The organism is Brevundimonas sp. KH_060, assembly GCF_057838275.1.
In genome coordinates, this window is record NZ_CM174463.1 from 2019817 (window position 1) to 2038771 (window position 18955).

At 65.6% G+C, this 18955-nt stretch carries 15 protein-coding genes; 3 read left to right on the forward strand and 12 right to left on the reverse strand.

Features of this window, described 5'->3' with window-relative positions:
- The first annotated feature begins 1 nt into the window (after position 1).
- Positions 2-1384, forward strand: a complete 1383-nt coding sequence (locus AC3IPP_RS09965) for an FRG domain-containing protein (protein ID WP_489148866.1) — start codon at positions 2-4, stop codon at positions 1382-1384.
- A gap of 155 nt (positions 1385-1539) precedes the next feature.
- On the opposite strand, the gene AC3IPP_RS09970 is transcribed toward AC3IPP_RS09965, so the two are convergent.
- Positions 1540-3360 carry a UvrD-helicase domain-containing protein gene (locus AC3IPP_RS09970; protein ID WP_489148867.1) on the reverse strand — a complete coding sequence of 607 codons (1821 nt, stop codon included), beginning with the start codon at positions 3358-3360 and terminating at the stop codon, positions 1540-1542.
- 5 nt (positions 3361-3365) lie between these two features.
- Positions 3366-5162 (reverse strand): ATP-dependent nuclease, encoded by a 1797-nt coding sequence (locus AC3IPP_RS09975; RefSeq protein ID WP_489148868.1) that lies wholly within the window; start codon positions 5160-5162, stop codon positions 3366-3368.
- Positions 5163-5542: 380 nt separating this feature from the next.
- Between AC3IPP_RS09975 and AC3IPP_RS09980 the strand changes: the two genes are divergently transcribed.
- Positions 5543-7735: a hypothetical protein gene (locus AC3IPP_RS09980; RefSeq protein ID WP_489148869.1), complete on the forward strand. Its 2193-nt coding sequence runs from the start codon at positions 5543-5545 to the stop codon at positions 7733-7735.
- Positions 7736-7924: 189 nt separating this feature from the next.
- Here the strand turns inward: AC3IPP_RS09980 and AC3IPP_RS09985 are convergent, their stop codons facing one another.
- The 10 genes from AC3IPP_RS09985 to AC3IPP_RS10030 form a co-directional block, all read right to left on the reverse strand.
- Positions 7925-8929: a hypothetical protein gene (locus AC3IPP_RS09985; RefSeq protein WP_489148870.1), complete on the reverse strand. Its 1005-nt coding sequence runs from the start codon at positions 8927-8929 to the stop codon at positions 7925-7927.
- Between the two features lie 216 nt (positions 8930-9145).
- Complete coding sequence (locus AC3IPP_RS09990) at positions 9146-9955, reverse strand: DUF2971 domain-containing protein (protein WP_489148871.1); 810 nt, start codon at positions 9953-9955, stop codon at positions 9146-9148.
- A gap of 274 nt (positions 9956-10229) precedes the next feature.
- On the reverse strand, positions 10230-11471 hold the full coding sequence (locus tag AC3IPP_RS09995; RefSeq protein WP_489148872.1) for a DUF3363 domain-containing protein: 1242 nt from the start codon (positions 11469-11471) through the stop codon (positions 10230-10232).
- Between the two features lie 329 nt (positions 11472-11800).
- Complete coding sequence (locus AC3IPP_RS10000) at positions 11801-12748, reverse strand: DUF2493 domain-containing protein (protein WP_489151057.1); 948 nt, start codon at positions 12746-12748, stop codon at positions 11801-11803.
- Positions 12749-13074: 326 nt separating this feature from the next.
- The gene (locus AC3IPP_RS10005; protein ID WP_489148873.1) at positions 13075-13578 is read right to left on the reverse strand and encodes a GcrA family cell cycle regulator; all 504 of its coding nucleotides are present in this window, start codon (positions 13576-13578) and stop codon (positions 13075-13077) included.
- 118 nt (positions 13579-13696) lie between these two features.
- On the reverse strand, positions 13697-14113 hold the full coding sequence (locus AC3IPP_RS10010) for a single-stranded DNA-binding protein (RefSeq protein ID WP_489148874.1): 417 nt from the start codon (positions 14111-14113) through the stop codon (positions 13697-13699).
- Positions 14114-14144: 31 nt separating this feature from the next.
- Positions 14145-14555: a single-stranded DNA-binding protein gene (locus AC3IPP_RS10015; RefSeq protein ID WP_489148875.1), complete on the reverse strand. Its 411-nt coding sequence runs from the start codon at positions 14553-14555 to the stop codon at positions 14145-14147.
- 123 nt (positions 14556-14678) lie between these two features.
- On the reverse strand, positions 14679-16859 hold the full coding sequence (locus tag AC3IPP_RS10020) for a ParB/RepB/Spo0J family partition protein (RefSeq protein ID WP_489148876.1): 2181 nt from the start codon (positions 16857-16859) through the stop codon (positions 14679-14681).
- A gap of 41 nt (positions 16860-16900) precedes the next feature.
- Positions 16901-17854 carry a toprim domain-containing protein gene (locus AC3IPP_RS10025; protein WP_489148877.1) on the reverse strand — a complete coding sequence of 318 codons (954 nt, stop codon included), beginning with the start codon at positions 17852-17854 and terminating at the stop codon, positions 16901-16903.
- 7 nt (positions 17855-17861) lie between these two features.
- Entirely contained in the window at positions 17862-18518 is a 657-nt protein-coding gene (locus tag AC3IPP_RS10030) for a JAB domain-containing protein (RefSeq protein ID WP_489148878.1), read from the reverse strand.
- 210 nt (positions 18519-18728) lie between these two features.
- On the opposite strand from AC3IPP_RS10030, the gene AC3IPP_RS10035 reads away from it, so the two are divergent.
- Positions 18729-18929, forward strand: coding sequence for a hypothetical protein (locus tag AC3IPP_RS10035; RefSeq protein ID WP_331033239.1), 201 nt, complete (start codon positions 18729-18731; stop codon positions 18927-18929).
- Positions 18930-18955 lie beyond the last annotated feature (26 nt).

Genomic DNA, 18955 nt, shown 5'->3' on the forward strand with positions numbered 1-18955 from the left:
CATGACCGAGAAGAACTTTAATTACATCTCAATCGCGGGTTGGACCGGCAAGGAAGACGAACCTGCCGTGATGACCCGCGGCCGGATGTTCGAATATACGCCGACCGACATCGAGAAGCGCCTCGAGCGTCTCGACAGCGCGGCTGTCGCCTTCCTGCAGTCGCTGCCGACCTTTCTCTGCAGCGAAGTCGACCAGAGCGACAATGAAGTCGCTATGTTCATCCGGTACGGTCGGATCGTGCGCATGGAACATGTCGGGCGTGAGGTCCAGTTCACTTTCGACACCCGAGTCGATTTCGGACGCGTCGTCTTCCCCGACCTCGACACCGCCTGGTCCACCTTCGGCGCTGACCGCCTCCAGCTGTTTCGCACCCACTGGGCAGTCCGTGCAGGCGATGCGCGCGCCGTCCTGGATAATCTCGCGCCTTTCAGACCCGCCCTCGAGCGCCAGATCGAGGAAGTCACCGAGATCGCGCCCGCCGAGATCCCCGTCGAGCCCCCGCCGCGCGCAAAGCAGATTCTGGGCACCGCGGACAGCGTGGAGTCCTTCCTCCGCCTCCTCTTCGGCTCTCCCGACAAGGAGGGAACGGAAACCTTCTTTCGCGGCCACGAAGACGCAAGTTTCGAACTGACGCCATCGCTCCTGCGTCGCTGGCCGGACGGCGGCTGGCAGTTCATGCCCAATGAGGATCGGCTGTGTCAGGAACTCCTCATCGGCCACCACGACGAATTCCAAAGCGATGAATACTGCTTCGACCGCCTAGTCCGGATGCAGCATTACAAGTTGCCGACACGGCTGCTCGATATCTCGGGCAACCCTCTCGTGGCGCTGTTTTTCGCCTGTCATTCCAGTCCGGCGCCTCTGGAAGCGGACGGGGAGGTGATCGTCTTCCAAGTGTCGCCAGAGCGCGTGAAATACTATGACTCCGACACGGTAAGCTGCCTAGCCAACCTGTCCAAGCTCACTTACGCGCAAAAAAATGACCTTGATCTCCGTCTCAATCTGACCGCCTTCAACGATACCGAAGTCGCCGGGAAGCTCCTCCACTACATCCGGTCGGAAAAGGGCTTCTTCGAAAAACGCCTCTCGCCGGACCATCTGGGCTCCATTCTCTGCGTGAAGGCGAAGCGCACCAACAGCCGGATCAAGTCACAGTCAGGCGCCTTTCTCCTGTTCGGCCACGAGGCCATTCTTCCCGATGAAGGCCAAGACGGCATCGCCATCAGCCGGGTCACTGTCACGAACAAGGCGGGGATTCTGAAACAGCTGGACCGCCTCAACATCAATGCGACAACGGTCTACCCCAGCATTGAGCAGACGGCGGTTCACCTGAAAGAACAATATCGTACCCTTCCTACGCCGCTCACACCCGTCCCGGCATAAAATCGCATCAAAACGACCACCCTGAACACGCCTGAATAGCTCTCGCTACGTGGCGGTACTCTAGGTCAGCTCTGCGCCAACAGCGGTCATTGACCCCGAGGCCTAAAGCGGACCTTTGTGCTGGGCCAAGCTCTGCAAATCGCGTTGGAAGCCACTCATTGCGGCGGGAGTAGAACACACCGGTCGGCGACTGGCGTCATAATCGTCGTACGCGATTTCGCGCGCGTTACACTGACCCGGAAGTTCTGGCGCGCCTGGGTCATGGGGCCGTCGAGGATATTGCCCCTGACGATCCGGTTGGGATTGGCCATGATCTGACCCCGTGCGACCACCGGCCAGCCTTCAAAGATGATGACCTCGTCGAACTGCTTGCCTTTGGCCTTGTGCATATTCATCACCACCACCCCGCTCTCCGGCCTCTGGGCGGACGCGAAATGTTCTTGGATGAAGGCCTGCCGGGTGACCCCCAGAGCGTTCGGATAGCGGCCATGGTCGCGCCAGTCCTGGGCCAAGGCCTGACGAAGGTGGGTGCCCCGCTCCAGCAGCCGAATGTTGCGTACCTCCTGTCCGATCTCCAGCATGCGCGGACAAGGACTGCCTTCGATGACCTGCCGGACCGCGATCCAGTCACAGTCTGGGTTTCCGGTCAGCGCGAGCGCACGGCAGGCGAGCGCGACCTGATAGGCCGCGATAAGGATATTGCTCTTGGCTACGGGCTTCCCCGCCGCCTCGCGTTCACGCCATTTGGCACCGGCGGTCCGGACCTGTGTCGCCGCCGCCATGTTGCCCTGGGTCGGCTTGTCGCCGCCCCGACCGTTGAAGAAGTTAGCTAGGAGGTCGACGAAGGCGTCGAAATGATCGGCGCCGTCTCCTTGTTCCAGAAGGAAGGCCACCATTTCCGCCGCGAGCACCGGCCCTTCCATGTCGACCGCAGCCGAGTGCTGGATCGCCGCCATGGCGCCGACCGGACTTCGAAAGGCATCCGACACCATGCGCGTCATCTGTTTGGTCGGCACCAGCACCGCCAAAGACCAATCCTTGCGGCCGGCGTCAATCAAGCGGCGGCGTGTCTGTAGCGTCCGTCCGACTAATGATCCGAAGGCTTGGTTCTGGTTGGCTGCGAAGGTGACGATAGATAGTCCGGTGTAGTCAGCCTGTCGGAAGCGGCCCGTCAGAACGTCATTGCCGAACAAGGCGATTTCAGTGCCCCTGCTGCGGTGGTTGTCCGTGCTGAGGTCAAACTCCTTCGGAGTGAATGCCTCCCTGAAATGATCCAGACGCTCCGGATCGGCCCCAATGAAGTCAAAGATACGCTGTTCGGGATCCGCCAAGGCGATGAGGCGGCTTTCCCGACCTAGCGCCTGCACCACGCGCCACTGCTCTCCGCTCGTGTCCTGGAACTCGTCGAGAATGATGGCGGGATAGCGCAAGGCCACCAAGTCCCTGACCCGCTGTGATCCAGCCAGAATTCGCCAGACCAGATCCGCGAAAAGGGAAAAGGCGACCCGACCCTCCTCGGAGGCCAGCCTGCGGCGCTCGGCCTCGACGTCGGCAGCCCGCGCCGCGGCTTGGGCCTCGGTGATCTGAGAACCGCGTGGATAGCGGCTGCGGATCGGTGCCAAGGCGATCGCCTCGGCCGCGGGGGTGAGGATAGACAGGCGTCGCGGCAGCCCGACGAGGTATGCATGGGTTTTCAGGAGACGCCAGAAGAAGGCGTGATAGGTGTCGACCTCGATCCGCTTTCGATCGGCCGCTGCGACCCCTTCCTCCTCGTCGATCGCCTCCATGACACGCGAGACCGTGGCGCGCGCGAAACTGAGGAAGAGCACCCGCTGCTCGACGCCAAGGTCCCGGCCTGCGATTTGGGCCGCTTTGAGGATGGAGACCGTGGTCTTGCCCGACCCGGGTCCACCGATCACCAGCAGTGGGCCGTCGGCCTTCAGAACATCCTTCTGACCCGTCGTGAGATCGACCACGATCGTCAGACGCCTTCCACGACGATGTCCGCATTGGGCACGACGGCGTCTTCGGCCGGTGGAGGCGCGGCTGGGGCTGCAGGATCGCACTCGCCCTTCAGGTCGAGGCAAGCGGCCCGGATCCAGGTGGGCATCTCGTTCTCCGAGCACTGCGCCAAGAAGTCCGCGACCGCCCAGGCACCTTTAGCGTAGCCGAAGTAATCGCCGAGCGCCGCGATCACCTGGCCTTTCGGGTCAACGTATTTCGCCAGCAGATGCTGCGGCCAGTCGACGAGATCAGCGAACCGCTCCAGGGCCTCTTGGGTGGTGTTCTTCAGCACCAGATCCTCGAACCCCTTCTCCTCGTGCATGAAGAGCCGGTCGACTTGGGCCTCGATCAGCGCTTTGGCCGCGCCCGTCTGCTTGTCGCACACCGCGAAGACCTGTTTATTGAGGTTACGGTAGAGGCCCGCTAGGTCGGCGATTTGGTTCTCCGATCCGGCATCTATGGTGCAGACGCCCAGGGCCTCGAGCGAGGCGTATGTCGCAGGATTGAGCTCGGCCAGACGCCGCGCCGCCGCCGGAAACGCCGACGCCTCGGTCGCCCCCTCCGCAATCAGAACACGGCGTGCCAGGAGGCCCTCGCAGAAGCGCGTCCTGAACTCCTGCCGGAAACGCTTGTGTTTGACGCTCGCTGGCAGGGTCACCGAGGCCTGAACGAGATCGCCCTGGCCATTGCGGGACAGGATGACCGTTTCGCTGAGCGTGAACTCCTCCAGGACATAGGGGGAGTGAGACGTGAACAGTGACTGGGCCGACAGTTTACGCAGTTCGTGGACGATGCGCTTCTGGGCGTATGGCGGTATGGCGGTCTCGGCCTCCTCCATCGCAAAGATGACGTTCTGCTTGTCCTCGGCGATCTGGGACAACATCGCCAGTACGAGCATGTTGATGGTGCCGGTCCCCTGACGGAAGAAGGGTGCCGCATGGTCGCCGTCCCCTGTCGCGATAAAGGCTGTGACTACCTTCCTTAGATGCTCCCGCGTCAGATTGGAGACCTTCAGGTGAGGCTTCACGCCCCACTCGCGTGGCACATACTTCTTGAGTGCGGTATTGATGCTTTCGAGCACGCCGCTGATGCCGAGGTTCGGGTCGCTGGCGACATCAAAGCCGCCCAAAGTGTCGATGGTGTCCTCCCACATTTGCGGGCGGATTTCCTTGAGCCGCAGAATGATGTCTAGCAGGCTGCCGTGTTCCAGGCTTAGGGCCCGCGACCCCGTCCTCAACGACCGCAGATAGAGGAAGCCGCACTTCTGCTTGTCCTTCTTGGAAAAAAAGGTTGGTGCCTCCCCTTCCTCCAGGGTCCGAGCGAAGTACGTCGCGCCGGTGAAGTCGTCCTCCTCGGCATCATACGCGCCGATGAACTTCACCCGAATGGCGGCCGAGATCGCGGCGGCGTCGACGCCCTGAGGCTCCGGCTCGGCGTAGAGATCGCCGGCGGCGGTGTCGAACCACTCGATATGATCCGCGAACCGGGCCTTCTGGTCGTCGGAAAGATCCGTGACCACGGCCTCGATCTCGATGGTGGGCGCTTCGCCACCCTCCTCTCCGGCGGGCGCGCGATACCGGCCAAGATGGAAGTCATGCTCATCAACGCAGGGGCGGCGATTAAGACGGTCAGGTCCCAGAACGAGGTCGAGGGCTTCAAAGACCGTCGACTTGCCGGTGTTGTTGTCGCCGATAAGGACGGCGTGGTCGGGAAGGGTCAGGGCGGCCGACCTGATACCCCGAAAGTTGCTGATCGACAGCTTGCAGACCTTCATGTCATCCCCCGCCTTTTCCGACCGTAGCGTCAGTCGTCTCTCGTCAAGCGCCGAGACTACACACGTCTTCAGCGATAGTGGAAACACCTTTAGCGCGCATCCAACTCCCCACCGCCCCTCGGATCGGCCCGGGTGCGTGCACTGCAAACCAGACTTCACCATTGCCCCTTCGAGCCCAAGGCGACCACCGGTGGCGAAGGCCGTGAAGCTCCAAGTGCGGTCATAGAGTACGTTGAGATAGTCCGGCGGACGAAGTTCGACCAAAGCTGGCCACGCCAGCCGAGACGCCCGATCCAAGCGTCGAATCCAGTGCCGGACACGCTGGCGAATTCAACTCCGCGCGATAGAGTCGGCTCTTCCATCCTGCACATCGAGGCAAAGTGACCGATACCAGCGCAGAAACCTCGAGCTTGTCTCAGAAAGTCCGGATCCTCGAGATCGCGGTCCATGACCTTTCGTCCGCCGCCATCCGGGCCGACCAAGTCGAGGTCCTAGCGAGACTCGGCGTCTGGATGGCCTTGGGGATGCTGCCGTCGACCAGGACTCGGAAGAGAGAGCCGCTCGACCTTTTCCATCTGGAGTTGGCCCAGGCCTATTGCCTGACCGCGCCCCGACGCGTGGGCCAGACCGACGGGTCCGATCCGTTCGCCGATACGGCCCAGACCCTCTCCGACCTCGCCAAGCGGGCGGGTCATGCCTTCATCGATCTCCACCGCGCCAAGGGCCTTGCGTCCTCCAGCCCCGAGCGCGGCGAGCTGATCTGGCTCATGCAGGGCGCGACCCTGGCCGTGCGAAGCGCCCGCCACCTGCATCAGACCCAGGAGGCGACCCGCTGGATCGCCGGCCGCCTCGACCGGTCCTTCGCATCGACCCATGGCGTCTCCGCGTCCCAGTTCCTCGACACGATCGACACGGTCGTCACCTTCGTCGAGGCGCGGTTCAAGGTGTTCCTCGACAGGCTCAAGACCTGGTTCCGCAAGTCGACGGCCAACGCGATGATCGAGGCGTTCGTCGCCGGTCTGCCGGACCCCGAGGCCGAGGCGATCCGCGAGGCGCATCCGCGCGCCACCCGCTCCGCCAAGTCGGTCCATCGGGACCTCTTCGTCCGCAGCGAGGCGGAGTATGTCGCGCTGTTCAGCTTTTCGATCGACGACGTCTGTGCGGCCGGAACGGACAAGGACCAGATGATGGCGATCCTAGATCTCTTCGCCCATGCGTTCGGAGACCTCAGGATCGAGGACCTGAAACACGTCCATCTCGCCAATCCCGTGCGGGGTCGCCCCCTCATCCGCCTTGAGGCCGGCGTCTATTTCTGCTGCCTCCCCCAGGGCCTCGCTGCAGACATGGTCGAAGGCCTCGGTCGCCTATGCGCCGAGACCGCCCCCCTCAAAAAGCGGTTCGAAAAGGCCAAGGCCGACTGGCTCGAGCACAAGCTCCATTCGGTGGTCGTCGCGGCGTTTCCCAACGCGGACGTCCGGCACACCGTCAAGCGCAAGGATCACATCGACCATGAGGAGCGCGAAAGCGACGTGGTCGCTCTCATCGACAAGACGGTCATCATCTTCGAGGCCAAGTCGGGCGGGATCGACCCGGCCGCCCTGCGCGGGGCCGCTCACAGCCTGAAGGGGGATCTGTCCAAACTCCTGGTCGAACCCTCCCGGCAATCGCTGCGCCTGAAGCAGCATATCGAATCCGCCGTCGCGCCCATCGCGCTGATGACCGCCAGCGGCCCCCTGGAGATCGATCCGAAATTCGTCCGCAACATTGTGCGGGTAAACATCCTGTTCGACACCTTAGGTCCCTTGTCGGCGCACTGGCCCAAGCTGAAGGCCGCCGGCCTCATCCCCGTGGATGAGGACATGGCACCGACAATGAGCGTGTTCGAATTGGAGACCGTGTTCGAGGCGCTCACCCTGCAGAGCGAGCGTTGTCACTATCTCACCCGCCGCACGGAGATCGAGCGCAGTGCGCGCTATATCGCCGACGAACTCGACCTTCTCGCCTTCTATCTCGAGACCCAGTTCAACATCGGAGAGGCTGAGTTCAGCGCCCGCGACCTGACCCTCTACGGCAAGTCGCAGGCGGTCGCCGTCGGATACTCGGAGCGCCGCGCGGCGGGAACGCTTTCCTTCCCGATCCCGCGCGTCGCGCCCTGGCGGGACGTGCTCGCCATGCTCGAAGAGCAGCGGCCTGTCGGCTGGACCCGGTTCGCCCATCGCCTGCACTCCGTGCCCTATGACGGTCAGCGCGAGGTCGAGCGCGGCCTGCGCAGAGGTTTTGCGCAAGTCGCACGGGCTCCGGGGCATTTCTTCACGACGGGCTACACTGTCGGCCCGGTCGACCGGTGCCATTGCCTGTCCATCCTGATCGGCGCACCGACCCAGCTCGATCATGACCTCCGCTACGCCGCTGAAACTGCCTGCGAACAATCCGGCCAAGACGATGTGATGGTCCTCTACTGGCAGGTTCCACGCACGGAGAACGCCCTGGACTTCATCGGCGTGCTGCGACGGACAAATCTGTCCCACGACGTTGCGCCGGGCACGGTGTCGGTCGGCCGGATCGACCATTGAACGCCAGCCCTTGCCGGATCAGGCACCCGGCGATGTAAGCAATGTGAGAGAGACCGTCGCGAGAAGATCGGCACGCGCCGGGCGCTGTCGCCGAAGGCCAGATCACGCCGCGCAGCCTGTTCAGACCAACGTGCGGCTGTCCTTCAGCGTGTCCCGATTCGAGCGTCTATCGAGATGGGGGGTGCGGCCTCAGCTTTGATCAAGGAACTCGCCGAGACTGCTTAACCGGGTCCCCAGTCGTGCCTTGAAGCGGCTGTCCATCCCGGCTTGGCGAGCCAGATTCACGAACTGCTTTTCGGCGATGATGACATCGGCATAGGGCAGCACCGTCGTGAAATTCTGCATGTCGCAGAAGTCATTGACGTGAATAGCCCGCTTCTGGCCTTCAAGCTTCAACGTCATCTCCCGCTGTGCAACGAGAGTCGGTGTCTCCGACAGCATCCGTCTCGCTGTGGTGCCGTTGTTGTCCATGAAGCATCGCCAATCTAGGTTCAGAGCATCGGCGGCCTGGATCAGGGCCTCCTGATCATCCAGAAAAATAAGAGCGCTCTGGATCTTGCGCTTCATCGACGCCGACTGATCGCGATGTCGCGCCCGGCGGCTTTCCACATTGGCCCGGAGTTGTTCGACGCCGGCCTCAAACATCATCAGGCCATGCTGGCGGATCGCCTCGTCGCGCGCGAGCAGATAGTCGAACAAGGCGGCCTGCGGCTCTTCGGCCATTCTCTCTAGATCCCATTGAGAGAAGCTCAGGCCCAGGGCGGGCGTGCCGGCTTCCGCGACGGCTTCAAAGAAGATACTCGATAACACCCAATCAGGGTCCGGCTCGGTCCAAGGCTTCTCGTACAAGTCGGCGAGAACGCGCGCGCCCTCGATCTCCAACCTGCGACGCCGTCCCCGGAAGACCCGTCCGCCGCTCAGGGCAACTTGGGTCCGGGCGATCGCCGCTCTCAGTTCGAAATTATTGACCTTTTGGGTCTCGTAAAAGTTGGAAGTTGTCAGAGGGATCGTCACCTGTCCCGCTTCGACCGCGAGGCACAGCCGCTCGAACGCGGCGTAATCTTCGCGATGCTCCTCCGGCGCATGGGCCGCCCGCGCCAGATCGATCCATTTGTTCTGGTCCAGGTAAAGAACGATCGGCCGCCGGGCTGGGGCAGTTTCGATGGGGCTTTCGATGTCGTCACGCCGGATCATGGCCGACAGTATCGCGATTTGCCATCGCCCCAAGCGGACACGGCTGCGCAGACGGCGGGGGGTGGTTTCTTTCTACTCCTCGAACATGGCGGCGGCGCCGCTTCTGCCTGCCAGTCGAAACGAGCGAAGATCCCGCAGTCTTGCCGTCGTAACCGGGCGGTCATCTCTTTGTCGGGCTTCAGGCGATCGCCGCCCCTGCAGCGAAACCGGATGTCTTCAGGCCGGACCGCAGACGAGAGCGAAGCTCCTGGGGTCTGGTCTCATCCGCTCCAGAGAAAGTCCGAGCGGTCTAACCCGGTCGCGCACCCAGGCCTCATCATCGGGCCTGCAGTTGGCGCCGAAGATCACGCCGGTGATCACCTCCGGATCGAACCTAAAGACTTGCCCCGCGCCCTCGGACTTCATGGACCTCCACTCGTGCTCATAAGCCCAGGCGTCGGATTTGGTCGCCAATGCCCGAGGCACGACGTCGCCGAGCTTGCCCATTTGAAGCGTGTCCAGCACAGGGCGCTCTTCCTCGTACCGAACCTTCCAGAGTGGGTTCAATCCACCGCGGCGCTGACAACGAAAGTCGAAGCGCAACGCAAGGCCTGCGTGGCTGGAGCCGTAATGGCTCCACATCAACGTGCTCTCGATACAGGCTGCCAGACAGAAGACGCCAGTGGCGTCGGCCGCCATGCGAAGGCCCCTCTGGACACCATCGTGTATATCCTCGATCGATTTGCCGGCGAACTTCTTCGTCATCCACTGGATCGCATAGCTGGCCGGTATGTCCCGGCGCTCGTTCTCCGCCAAGGTGGCGATGAACGGAGCCTGCGCGGACTCGAACCCGGCCTTGGAGCCCGGCAAGGCACCGTAAGGCCAGCAATCGAAGGGGTCGTTGAAAGCCGCCGCTCCCGGATGGAAACACTTCCCTTCCAGCAAGGCGTCGAGCCTCTCTGTCCACGGCGGTGACAGGCCCGATCCTACGCCCAGGAACTTGTAAAGCAGCGGCGGGGGGCCGTCGGGCAGATCAGGATCAGTCATGGATCAATGTTAGGCGAGGGCGGAGCATCTGTCCCGCCTGGATCTCAACATGGTCTGCTAGGAGAGAGCTGCTTAGTCCTTACCTCGCGCTAGCGGTGACCGACCCTTTTCCGCGAACGAAGGTCGCTTGTTCGTGCCCAAGGCGGATCTTGCGAGCCCGCAAGGGCCAAATCTGCGCTTTCAGCCCGAGATCGGCGCATTGCCGGAAGGCGGACATTCCGAACCGCGGCTTTGATTCAGAGGCGACCGTGATCGGCTTTTCCATACAATCCCCTCAGCGCTCCAGATTCCGCCCCTTCACCGCCACCGCCACCGCCATCCCCTGCCCCACAGGTTCCAACGCCACCGCCTCACCCACCCCCAACGCCCGTCCTCCCACCTTCAGCCGCCCATAGTGCTCCACGCCCTGAGCATCGCGCACCACCACCCATGGCGCCGCCCCCGCCTCATCGTGAAACCCCGTCTTCACCACCACGCCTGCCACGTTCTCGCGCCCCAACAGCCGCACCTCCCGCGCCCCCTCCAGCCGACGCTGGTTCATCATCCTGATGATGTCCCGCCGCACCTGTAGGGTTCGCAGCTTCATCTCCATCTCCGGATCGAGCCGGTATCGCCGCCCTGTCCGCACGGCGAGCTCCAGCCCCTCCAGATGCCGAAGCCGCCCCCGGCTCAACGCCGCCCAGGCGCCCGTTCCTCCCACTCCGTCATTGACCAGGCCGTCGGCGTCAGCCGCCGCCAGCAGCCGCCGATCCAACCCGGTGAACCGGTCCGCCTGGGTCTCCTTCCAGACCCGCCGCTCGGCCTCGATGCGCGATAGGTCGCCCAGTCGTTCCTGCGCGACCTCCTGCGCTCGCGCCCGGAAGCCGTAGCCCATGTAGTCGCGGGGAATGACCAGGTCCCGTCCGTCCCCTCGCCGACCCCGCACCAGGACATGGGCGTGCGGCTGGTCGGTGTCGTAGTGGCAGGTCGCGATCCAGCGCAGTTCGGGCTCGCCCAGATCCGCCGAAACCCGCGCCATCACTTCCCGCACATAGCCCCTCAGATCAGCGATCCGATCGCCGTGCTCGGGCGAGATGATGAAGCGAAAGTGGTGCCGGTCCCCGCTCCAGCCACGCGTCTCAAGCGTCGCCTCCACCCCGTCGTCCGTACGGTCGAAGAAGTCCGGACGCGCCCCTTCGACGCCCGCGCCCGACCGGCCGAGATAGGCGACGTGCGCCGCCAGCGCCCCCGCCCGCGCCGCGGCCTTTCCGACGTGCCGCGACACCAGGGCCTTCACGATCACCCGCTGACGGACATCCATGCGGAAGACTCGGCTCGACCGTCTCTGCGCCGCCCTGAGCACGCCTGAACGGTCACCCAAAGCGAACTGCCGCGACGCCGCCAGTCTCTGGAACATGCCGGTGCGCACCGGGACGCGATCGGTTTTCAGGGACAGCGGAAGGCGGACTTCGACGCCCTCGCGGTCTAGCGCCGCGCCAGATGACAGCCGGTTCTCGATCGCCTCGCGGATGAGCATGTCGCACCTCCCGAAAAGGCCGCCGATCCTCCCGATCCGGACAACTCTCCGCAAGTCATCCAGAGCCGGATCTTCATCGGCTAACCCACCGAAAGAATAGCGAAAAGGCGAAGCCGCAAACACCGCCTTTTATCTTGCCCTAAGCCTCTTTTTCCAGATTTCCGGACATCCCCATCATCACCGCACATACCAGATCAAACCTCCGCAAACGTGGCACGACTGAGCCTTCTCCGAGCCTCCGCCGCCCACCACGCCCTCCAGTCGACACGATGAAACCCGCCCGGCCGAAGCCGAGCGGGTCAGATCGAAAGCCGATGCAGTGACGTCTCTCAGTGCGGTCGCAACCGAACCGCCAGATGCCGCACCCCCTGCTCCATCGCCTTCTGCCCGAGGTTGAGCGCAGGCCCGAACTGACGTCCGTCCGCCGACCGTCCCTCGTCGAGAGACCGTGCGAGCGTGAGGCAGCAGGTCGGCTCGAGCGCGATCAGTTCGTCGTTGGCCCGGAACGGCGCCGCCTTGCCGTGGGCGTCGAAATCCGCCCGGGCGAGGATGAGCGTTACCCCCTTCTGCTGGGCCCATCGGATCGCCAGCTTCTCGGCGCCTCTCGCCCCGGTCGTCGCGAGCGCCATGTCCGGCCATTCCGCCAGAGCCCAGTTGAGGGCGTCGAAGATCCGGGCCGCGTCCTCAGCCGCATCCGCCGACGGCGCGCCCCGGAAGGCCACGACTGGTCCGGCGTGATACGCATCGCCCGCCCTCCGGTCACGAACCGCCCGGATGGCCTGCTTGGCCTCCAGCTGCGCCGCCGTCAGGAAGCTGCCCCGGCGACTGCCTCTCCAGGCCGTCCAGACCTCGCCGCTCGCCACCGTCCAGGCATCGGAGGCGGCATCCCGGATTCTCTCCGCCGCCTGCATCGCCGCATCTCCCGCCCGGGCCTTGGCGGTCGCCTCCTGCAGTTCCACGTCCGCAGCCTCCGAGCCGTCGAAATCGCGGTCGAGCCGGCGCATCACATCGCGCGCCCGGTCTGCGTCCCGTTCGATCCGTCCGGCCGCCGAATGGAAGGCGCCGATCAGGGCTTCGCCGAGAAGCGTCTGGAAGTCCTCCAGCGCCGTGTCCGCAATCACGTCCAGAAGTTCGGTCATGAGGGCGCGCCCGAGCTGGACCAGGGCTTCCTCGGAGGCCTGAGGTCGCTGATCGCCGAGCGCTGCGGTCAGGTCGTCGAAGGCGGGTTCTGATTTCGGCGCGAAGGCCGTGATGAAGGCGGGGTTCGAGCTGTGCATGATGTCATCCAGTTCTGAAACGCCGAAGCGCCCCATGCGCAACGACCCCATCCCTGGCCACGTCGGGGTCCCCGGCAGTCACCGCAGCGGGCCTCCTCTCGAGGGCCGCGGAGGGAAACGGCGAAGCCGTTGACGGCCGGGGTGACGTGTCAGGATGGGAAGTCGTTGTGTGGGGGCATGTCCTCGTCCATCTTCGGACGAGGACGCCTTTCGGCGCCGTCGCGCCGACAGCCCCGGAAGACAGGCCATCGCCTTGGGCCGCGCCGACGGCCACGCCGTCGTCGCCTTCACCACATGGGCCTTCGCACTGAGCCCAGCGACCAACCTCAATCGACGCCGACCATTCTCATCAGGCTTTCGGCCGTACAGGGCTGCTTCTGATAGCCGACCTCGGCGTGGGCCGCGCAGAAAGCGCCGCGTGCGACTGCACGCCCGCACAGGCCGAAACCCGCCTCGCCAGAATGGCCATACGGCCAACGGCACTGGCCGAAGCCGACCGCCAGGATGGTGGTCGTCGGACTGGGCGGTGTCGGGATCAGCGCCGCCGAAGGCGCGTCCATCGCCCTGATCCTGGGCGGCCCGGACGGACGTGCCGCCGACCGCGAGACAGGGATCTCCGCCCGACGCTCCTTCGCCCGCAGCTCCGCCGCAGGGCGCGCGCGCCGGGCTTCCGGTCCGCGGGCCAGGCCCAGGCGATAGACCTTGCCCAGGACGGCGCAGCGCGAGACCCCGGGTCCCAACGCCTTGGCGATCCAGGCGGCGGTCCGGCCTTCCTTCCAGAGGGAGATCAGTCGCTGGGTATTGTCGGGGGTCCAGATGGCGGAGGTCATGATGGCGCTCTCGGTCAGCAAGCCCAATCGGCTCGCCCCGACCCGTCCTTCCTCCCCTCCCACGAAGAAGGCCCGGCGCTTTCGCGCCGGGCCCTCACCGATGATTGTCGCCGATCCCTTAGAACGGGATGTCGTCGTCCAGCGCGGCCGCTCCCGCCTCCGATACGTATGCATCGTCCGCATCGGCCTCGCGCGACGCGGAGGCGCGCCGGTTCTTCAACCGCATGTCGTCCACCACCACCCGCAGATCGAAGTGTTCGACGCCGTCCTTGCCGGTCCAGCTGTCATTCTCGACATGGCCCTGGATGACGACACGGCTGCCCTTACGGGCATAGGGGGCGATGTAGTTCTCTGCGGTCGCCTCGTTGAAGCAGACGCAGTTGAAGCCGGTCGTCCGCTCGCCCGGTTCGCCGCTGGCGCGGCGATAGCGGGTGGTCTCGAGGACGCGGAAGCTCGCCCGTTTTCGGCCCGAGCCCTGGGCCGAAAGGATGGAGGGGTCGGCGGCCAGATAGCCTTCGATGACGAGGGTCTGCATGGTCAGTCTCCTTGAAATGAGGGTTGCGGGTTCAGGCGGCCGCGCGGCGGCCCTTGCGTAGAGGAGCCGGCTCGGCGGTTTCGTCAGACGCGCTCGCCGCCCCCGGCACATCGGGTTCCGCAGCCTTGTCGGCGGCCCAGTCGAGGACAGTCAGCCGGTTCACCACCAGCTCCTTGGCCGCGCGCTCGGTCCCGTCCCTGGCCGCATAGGCGGTATCGACAAAGGCGCCGACAACCAGGGCCTCGCAGCCCTTGGCCAGGGCCCGGGCGATGACCTTCTCGTTGAGGCCCCGGGCCCAGCTGACGCAGTTGACGCCGACAATGCGGTCCTTGCCGCCCGCGTCCACACCGCGCTTCTCGAGCAGCCGGAACACCGCCTTGGCGAAGTCCGGGCTGATCTGGGGGTCGGCCGCGAGCCGGCCGGTGAACACCATGGTCTGCATGTCAGTCTCCTTGTGATCAGAGGCCGGGAAGACCTTCTCCCCGCTTCGCCTCGCCTCCCAGAACCCTTCCTCCCTCCCCGGACCGGTTCCGCCGGGCGCATCCCGACGAAACCGGCTTTCCGGTCAGGCGGCCGCGTCGTCCGCAACGGCATCGACAGGTCCGGCGCCGACCAGGGCTGCCTCCCCGGCCGGCGTCACCACGAAGACCCGGGCCGTCTCGTTGTCGACAGTCTGGCCGCCAGCTTCCGCTTCGTCGTCCGCGGCCTGGCCTTCGTCAGGCGCCCCGTCTGCTTGCTCGTCGTCGGCGTCAGGCCCCTCCGCGTCCGCTTCGTGCGCATCGGTATCGGCGGCGTCCGTGGTCTCATCCGGATCCAGACTCCATGACAGGCAGGCCGGAGCCCAGGTCCGCGCCTTGGCCTGATCCTCCGTCCAGACGACAAGGTCGCCCTTCCTCAGGCGGGCGGCGGCGTCGGTCTCCGCCCCCATGCGCTCGAGCATAGTCAGCAACTGCTCTCGGGAATGCGGGCGCAGATAGACTCCGTCCGGGGTCCACCAACGCGCAATGTCCGCATCGCAGAGGTCGGCGATCTCGGCAGCCTCGGTCCTGGCCGTCTTCCGCACGAGACTGGTCCGGTCCTCGCGCAGGTCGAGGCTAAGGGCCGTCAGCTCCGCCAGGAGGCCAAGCCGGTCGCCCAGATCCATGGCGTGGACCCAGGCCATCATGGTCAGGCCCGACGCCTCCAAGGCCCGACGGCGCTCGTCGAGGCGTTCGCGCACCGCGCCGTCGAGGGTCTCGACGATACGCCCTCCCGTCGGGTTGAAGGCCGAGGCGGTGATCGCCAGGGCCGCCTCGGACCGCCCGACCGGCGGCCAGACCGCCATGCTCCCGAACAGGCGCGCGACCAGGGTCGTCAGCGCGACTTCGGGCGCGTCCGCCAGGGCGCGGATCAGACCCCGCGTCGCCATATCGGTCCGCGTCGCATGCAGGACATGACTGACGCCCTCGACCTCGGGCGCCGGGGCCTGCGCGCGAGGCGGCGCATAGGCGCTTCGAGCGACAGCCCGCCCCGGCGATTCCGTCGCGGTCTCGACCTCATCGGCCTCGTCATCCGCTGACCTGGCCAGATCGACCTCCGCCTCGACCGGCGCGTAGCAGTCGAGCTCGACGCCGGTCCGCAGGGACGGCCGGAGCACCAGGGCGACGGCCAGCCGCTGACCGGCGCCGGCCTGGTCCTGGGCTATGCGCGCCCGGACAAAGGCCTCAAGGGCTTCAGCCCTGTCGTCGCCGGGCGTCTCCGGCTCCATCGTCGCCAAGGCCTCGGCCGCCGCCTGGGCCCGGTCGCGGGCCTCGCGATAGACAAGGGTCGCCTCATCAGAAAGGCCGCCGTAGGCGTAGTAGAGCTGCTCCAGATCGTCGGGCAGGTCCGCCCCATGGTCCCCGGAGTCGGGGTCGCCCGCGCTGAGGTGGACAGTCAGGCCCTCGGCCTCCAGCGGCGCCGCGACTTCCGCAGCCCGTTTGATCCAGGCCCGCGTCAGAACTTCCGGGTCCAGCAGGACCGACGGCAGCTCCCCGAACAGGTCCGCCTCGGTCCGACCGCCCTCGGCTGCATAGAGCTCCGGCGTCACGAGCCCGCAGCGGTGATCGCGGTTGGTGATGCGGCCCTCGCCCAACTGCTCCTGAATCCGCCACTCCTGCAGGCCGTGACCGTCCAGAACGGCCTGGGCCAACTCCGCCTGGACGTCCGCGTCCTTCAAACGGGCCAGAAGCCGGGCCTGGCGCATGGTGATCCGGCCGGACTTGAGCGCCTCCAGGGCGACCGAGGGCAGTGCGGAAAGCGCCGCCAGCCGGCGGATCTCGATCTCGCCGTAGCCCAGCGCCCGGGCGATGGCCTTCACGCCGAGGCGCGCCTTCAGCATGCGCCCGATGGCAGCGACCACGTCGGCGACATGGACCGGCACGGCAGTGTTGGTCAGGACGACGGCCGCCGCCTGACGCTTCCGGTCGGTCTCGACGAAAACCTCGATGGAATGATCATCATCGATGAATCCGCCGTCACGCAGCAGCCGAAGCGCCAGCAGTCGGCGGCGACCGTCCAGGACCATGAAGGCGGCTTCATCGCCCCGTCCCGGGCGGACGGTCGGAAACTGCAGGAGGCCGGCGGCGGCTATGGTGTCCGCCAGCTGGGGGATGTCGTCATCGGGCGCCTCGCCGTGTCGAAGGTTCTCAGGGGCGATGTCGAGATCGCCAAGGCGCGCCACGACCTGGCGGCGCGTGGAAACGAAAGGCGTCGAAGCGGAGGGCATCGAGGGCGCCGCGGCAACGACGTCTCTTGAAGCGGAACGGGTCATGGGTCTTCTCCCGCCGGTTCGGCGGAGCCTATCCCCGCCCTGCCGGCGCCCCGCCCCACCCTTCCTTCTCCTCCCGGCTCATCGGCCGCCGCCTCATTCCAGTCCCCAAACGGCATGTCAGGCAGCCGGACGCACGCGCTCAGCCCGAGCCCCGACAGGCGACGTCGCAGACGCTCCGCCGCATCCTGGCCGACAGCGTCCCGGTCGGCCGCGATCAGAACGCGCCGCACCCCGCCGGGCGGCGTCCATGCCGCGAGATTGCCGGCGGACATCAGCGCCCAGCCGGGAAGCTTGAAACGCTCGATCGCCGACAGGGCGGTGATCACGCCTTCGGCGACCAGCATCTCGGATGCGGCCGGCGCGAGCCGCACAGCGGCTCCTGCGGGAACAAGCCCGACAGTTTTGCGCGACAGGCGTAGGCCGACGGCGCGACGCCCGCTGGGATCAAGATAGGTCAATTCAACGGCCGTAAGATCCCCGCTGGGGCCTCGAACCCCGGCTGTCAGCGCGGGTCGTGTCGTCGATTGCTGGCGGTAGACTGATATCGGCGCGCAGGCGTGATGGCGCAGGTCGCTGATCCCCCCAGGGTCGCTCAACACTCTCCTTCCCTTGAGATACGCCATGCTCAGGGTCGCCTGCGTGATCGGCCCAGCTCCTTCCCAGAGATCGCGCGCGGTCCTGACGCGACAGGACCGATCCGGCGCGGCGACAAACGCACCGCCATCGCTGGAGAAGCGCCCATCGGCGTCGACCAGGCCCCGCTCACGCAGCATCCGAAGCGCGGCGCGCCAATCCGCGCCCCCGAAGCCATGGACGACGAGACGTCCATGGCTCAGCAGCAGCGAGATCGACCGGTCGCGCCGGCTGTGGCCCGGCGCCGGAATATTGGCGCGCGCGCCGCCCTGGTAGAGGTCGCCGCCAAGGGCCCGGACAATCGCATGCAGGGTCATGGCGGCCTCACATCAGGCCCAGCGCGCGGAAGCTCTTCGTGCCCTCCCGGCCCACGATCACATGGTCGTGGACCTGGATATCGAAGACCTTGGCGGCGTCGATGATCCGACGGGTCATGTCGATGTCCGCCTGCGAAGGGGTCGGATCGCCCGAGGGATGATTGTGAACAAGGATCAGGGCCGAGGCCGATAGCTCAAGTGCGCGCCGCACAACCTCCCTGGGATAGACAGGGGCGTGGTCGACCGTCCCGTCGGTTCGCATTTCCTCCCTGAGGAGAATGTTGCGTTTATCCAGGTAAAGAGCGCGAAACTGTTCGCGCGGCGCATGGGCAAGCGCCGCCCTGAGATAGGCCGTCAGGGCCGCCCAGGAAGACAGGACCGGACGGGCGCAAGCCTGGGCGCGCACCATGGCCATGGCCATGGCGCGTATTCGGACCAGTTCCGCGACGCAGCCCTGGTTAAGACCGGCGCGAAGCAGCGCCGCCTCATCGGCCGCGGCGACGCCGGCTAGACCATGAAAGGTCTCGATCATTTCCTCGGCTGCTGTGCGGCCGGCCTGCGGGGACAGGACGCGCTCGAGGATCGACGCCAGAAGGACGAGATCCGCATCCTCGGGCTGGGGTTCTATCTGGCGTTGAAGGACGACGGCAGGGTTGGTCGACATGGCGACCTCCGTTCTGGCGCTCCCGATTGGAGCGCCCCTGGCCGCCCTTCCTCCTCCTTTGCCGCAAGGGGGCAGCCTGAGGTTCGGCGTTGCCCCAACTGTCCAGCCGACCAAACACCGTTCTTCTGGACATGGGGACGCTACCCTCGTTAGAAGACCCCCATCGCCAACAACCTCACGTAGGCGCAGACGGACAAGCGGGGGCTTTCCATGACAGAAGATGCGGCGACCCTCAGTCTGCGCGCGCACCTCGCCCGCGAGATCCTGGGATGGATGAACGACGCTTTCGCTGGCGTCGATTTCGAGGCGCCGTCCGACAAGGTCATCGAAGGCCTGACCCTGGCCTGGAGCGGCGTGGTTCTTCGCGTCGAGGCCATAGACCACGCCGCCCTGACGACGACCCGATCCTGACCAACCGCCGATTCACCCCCTGGGCC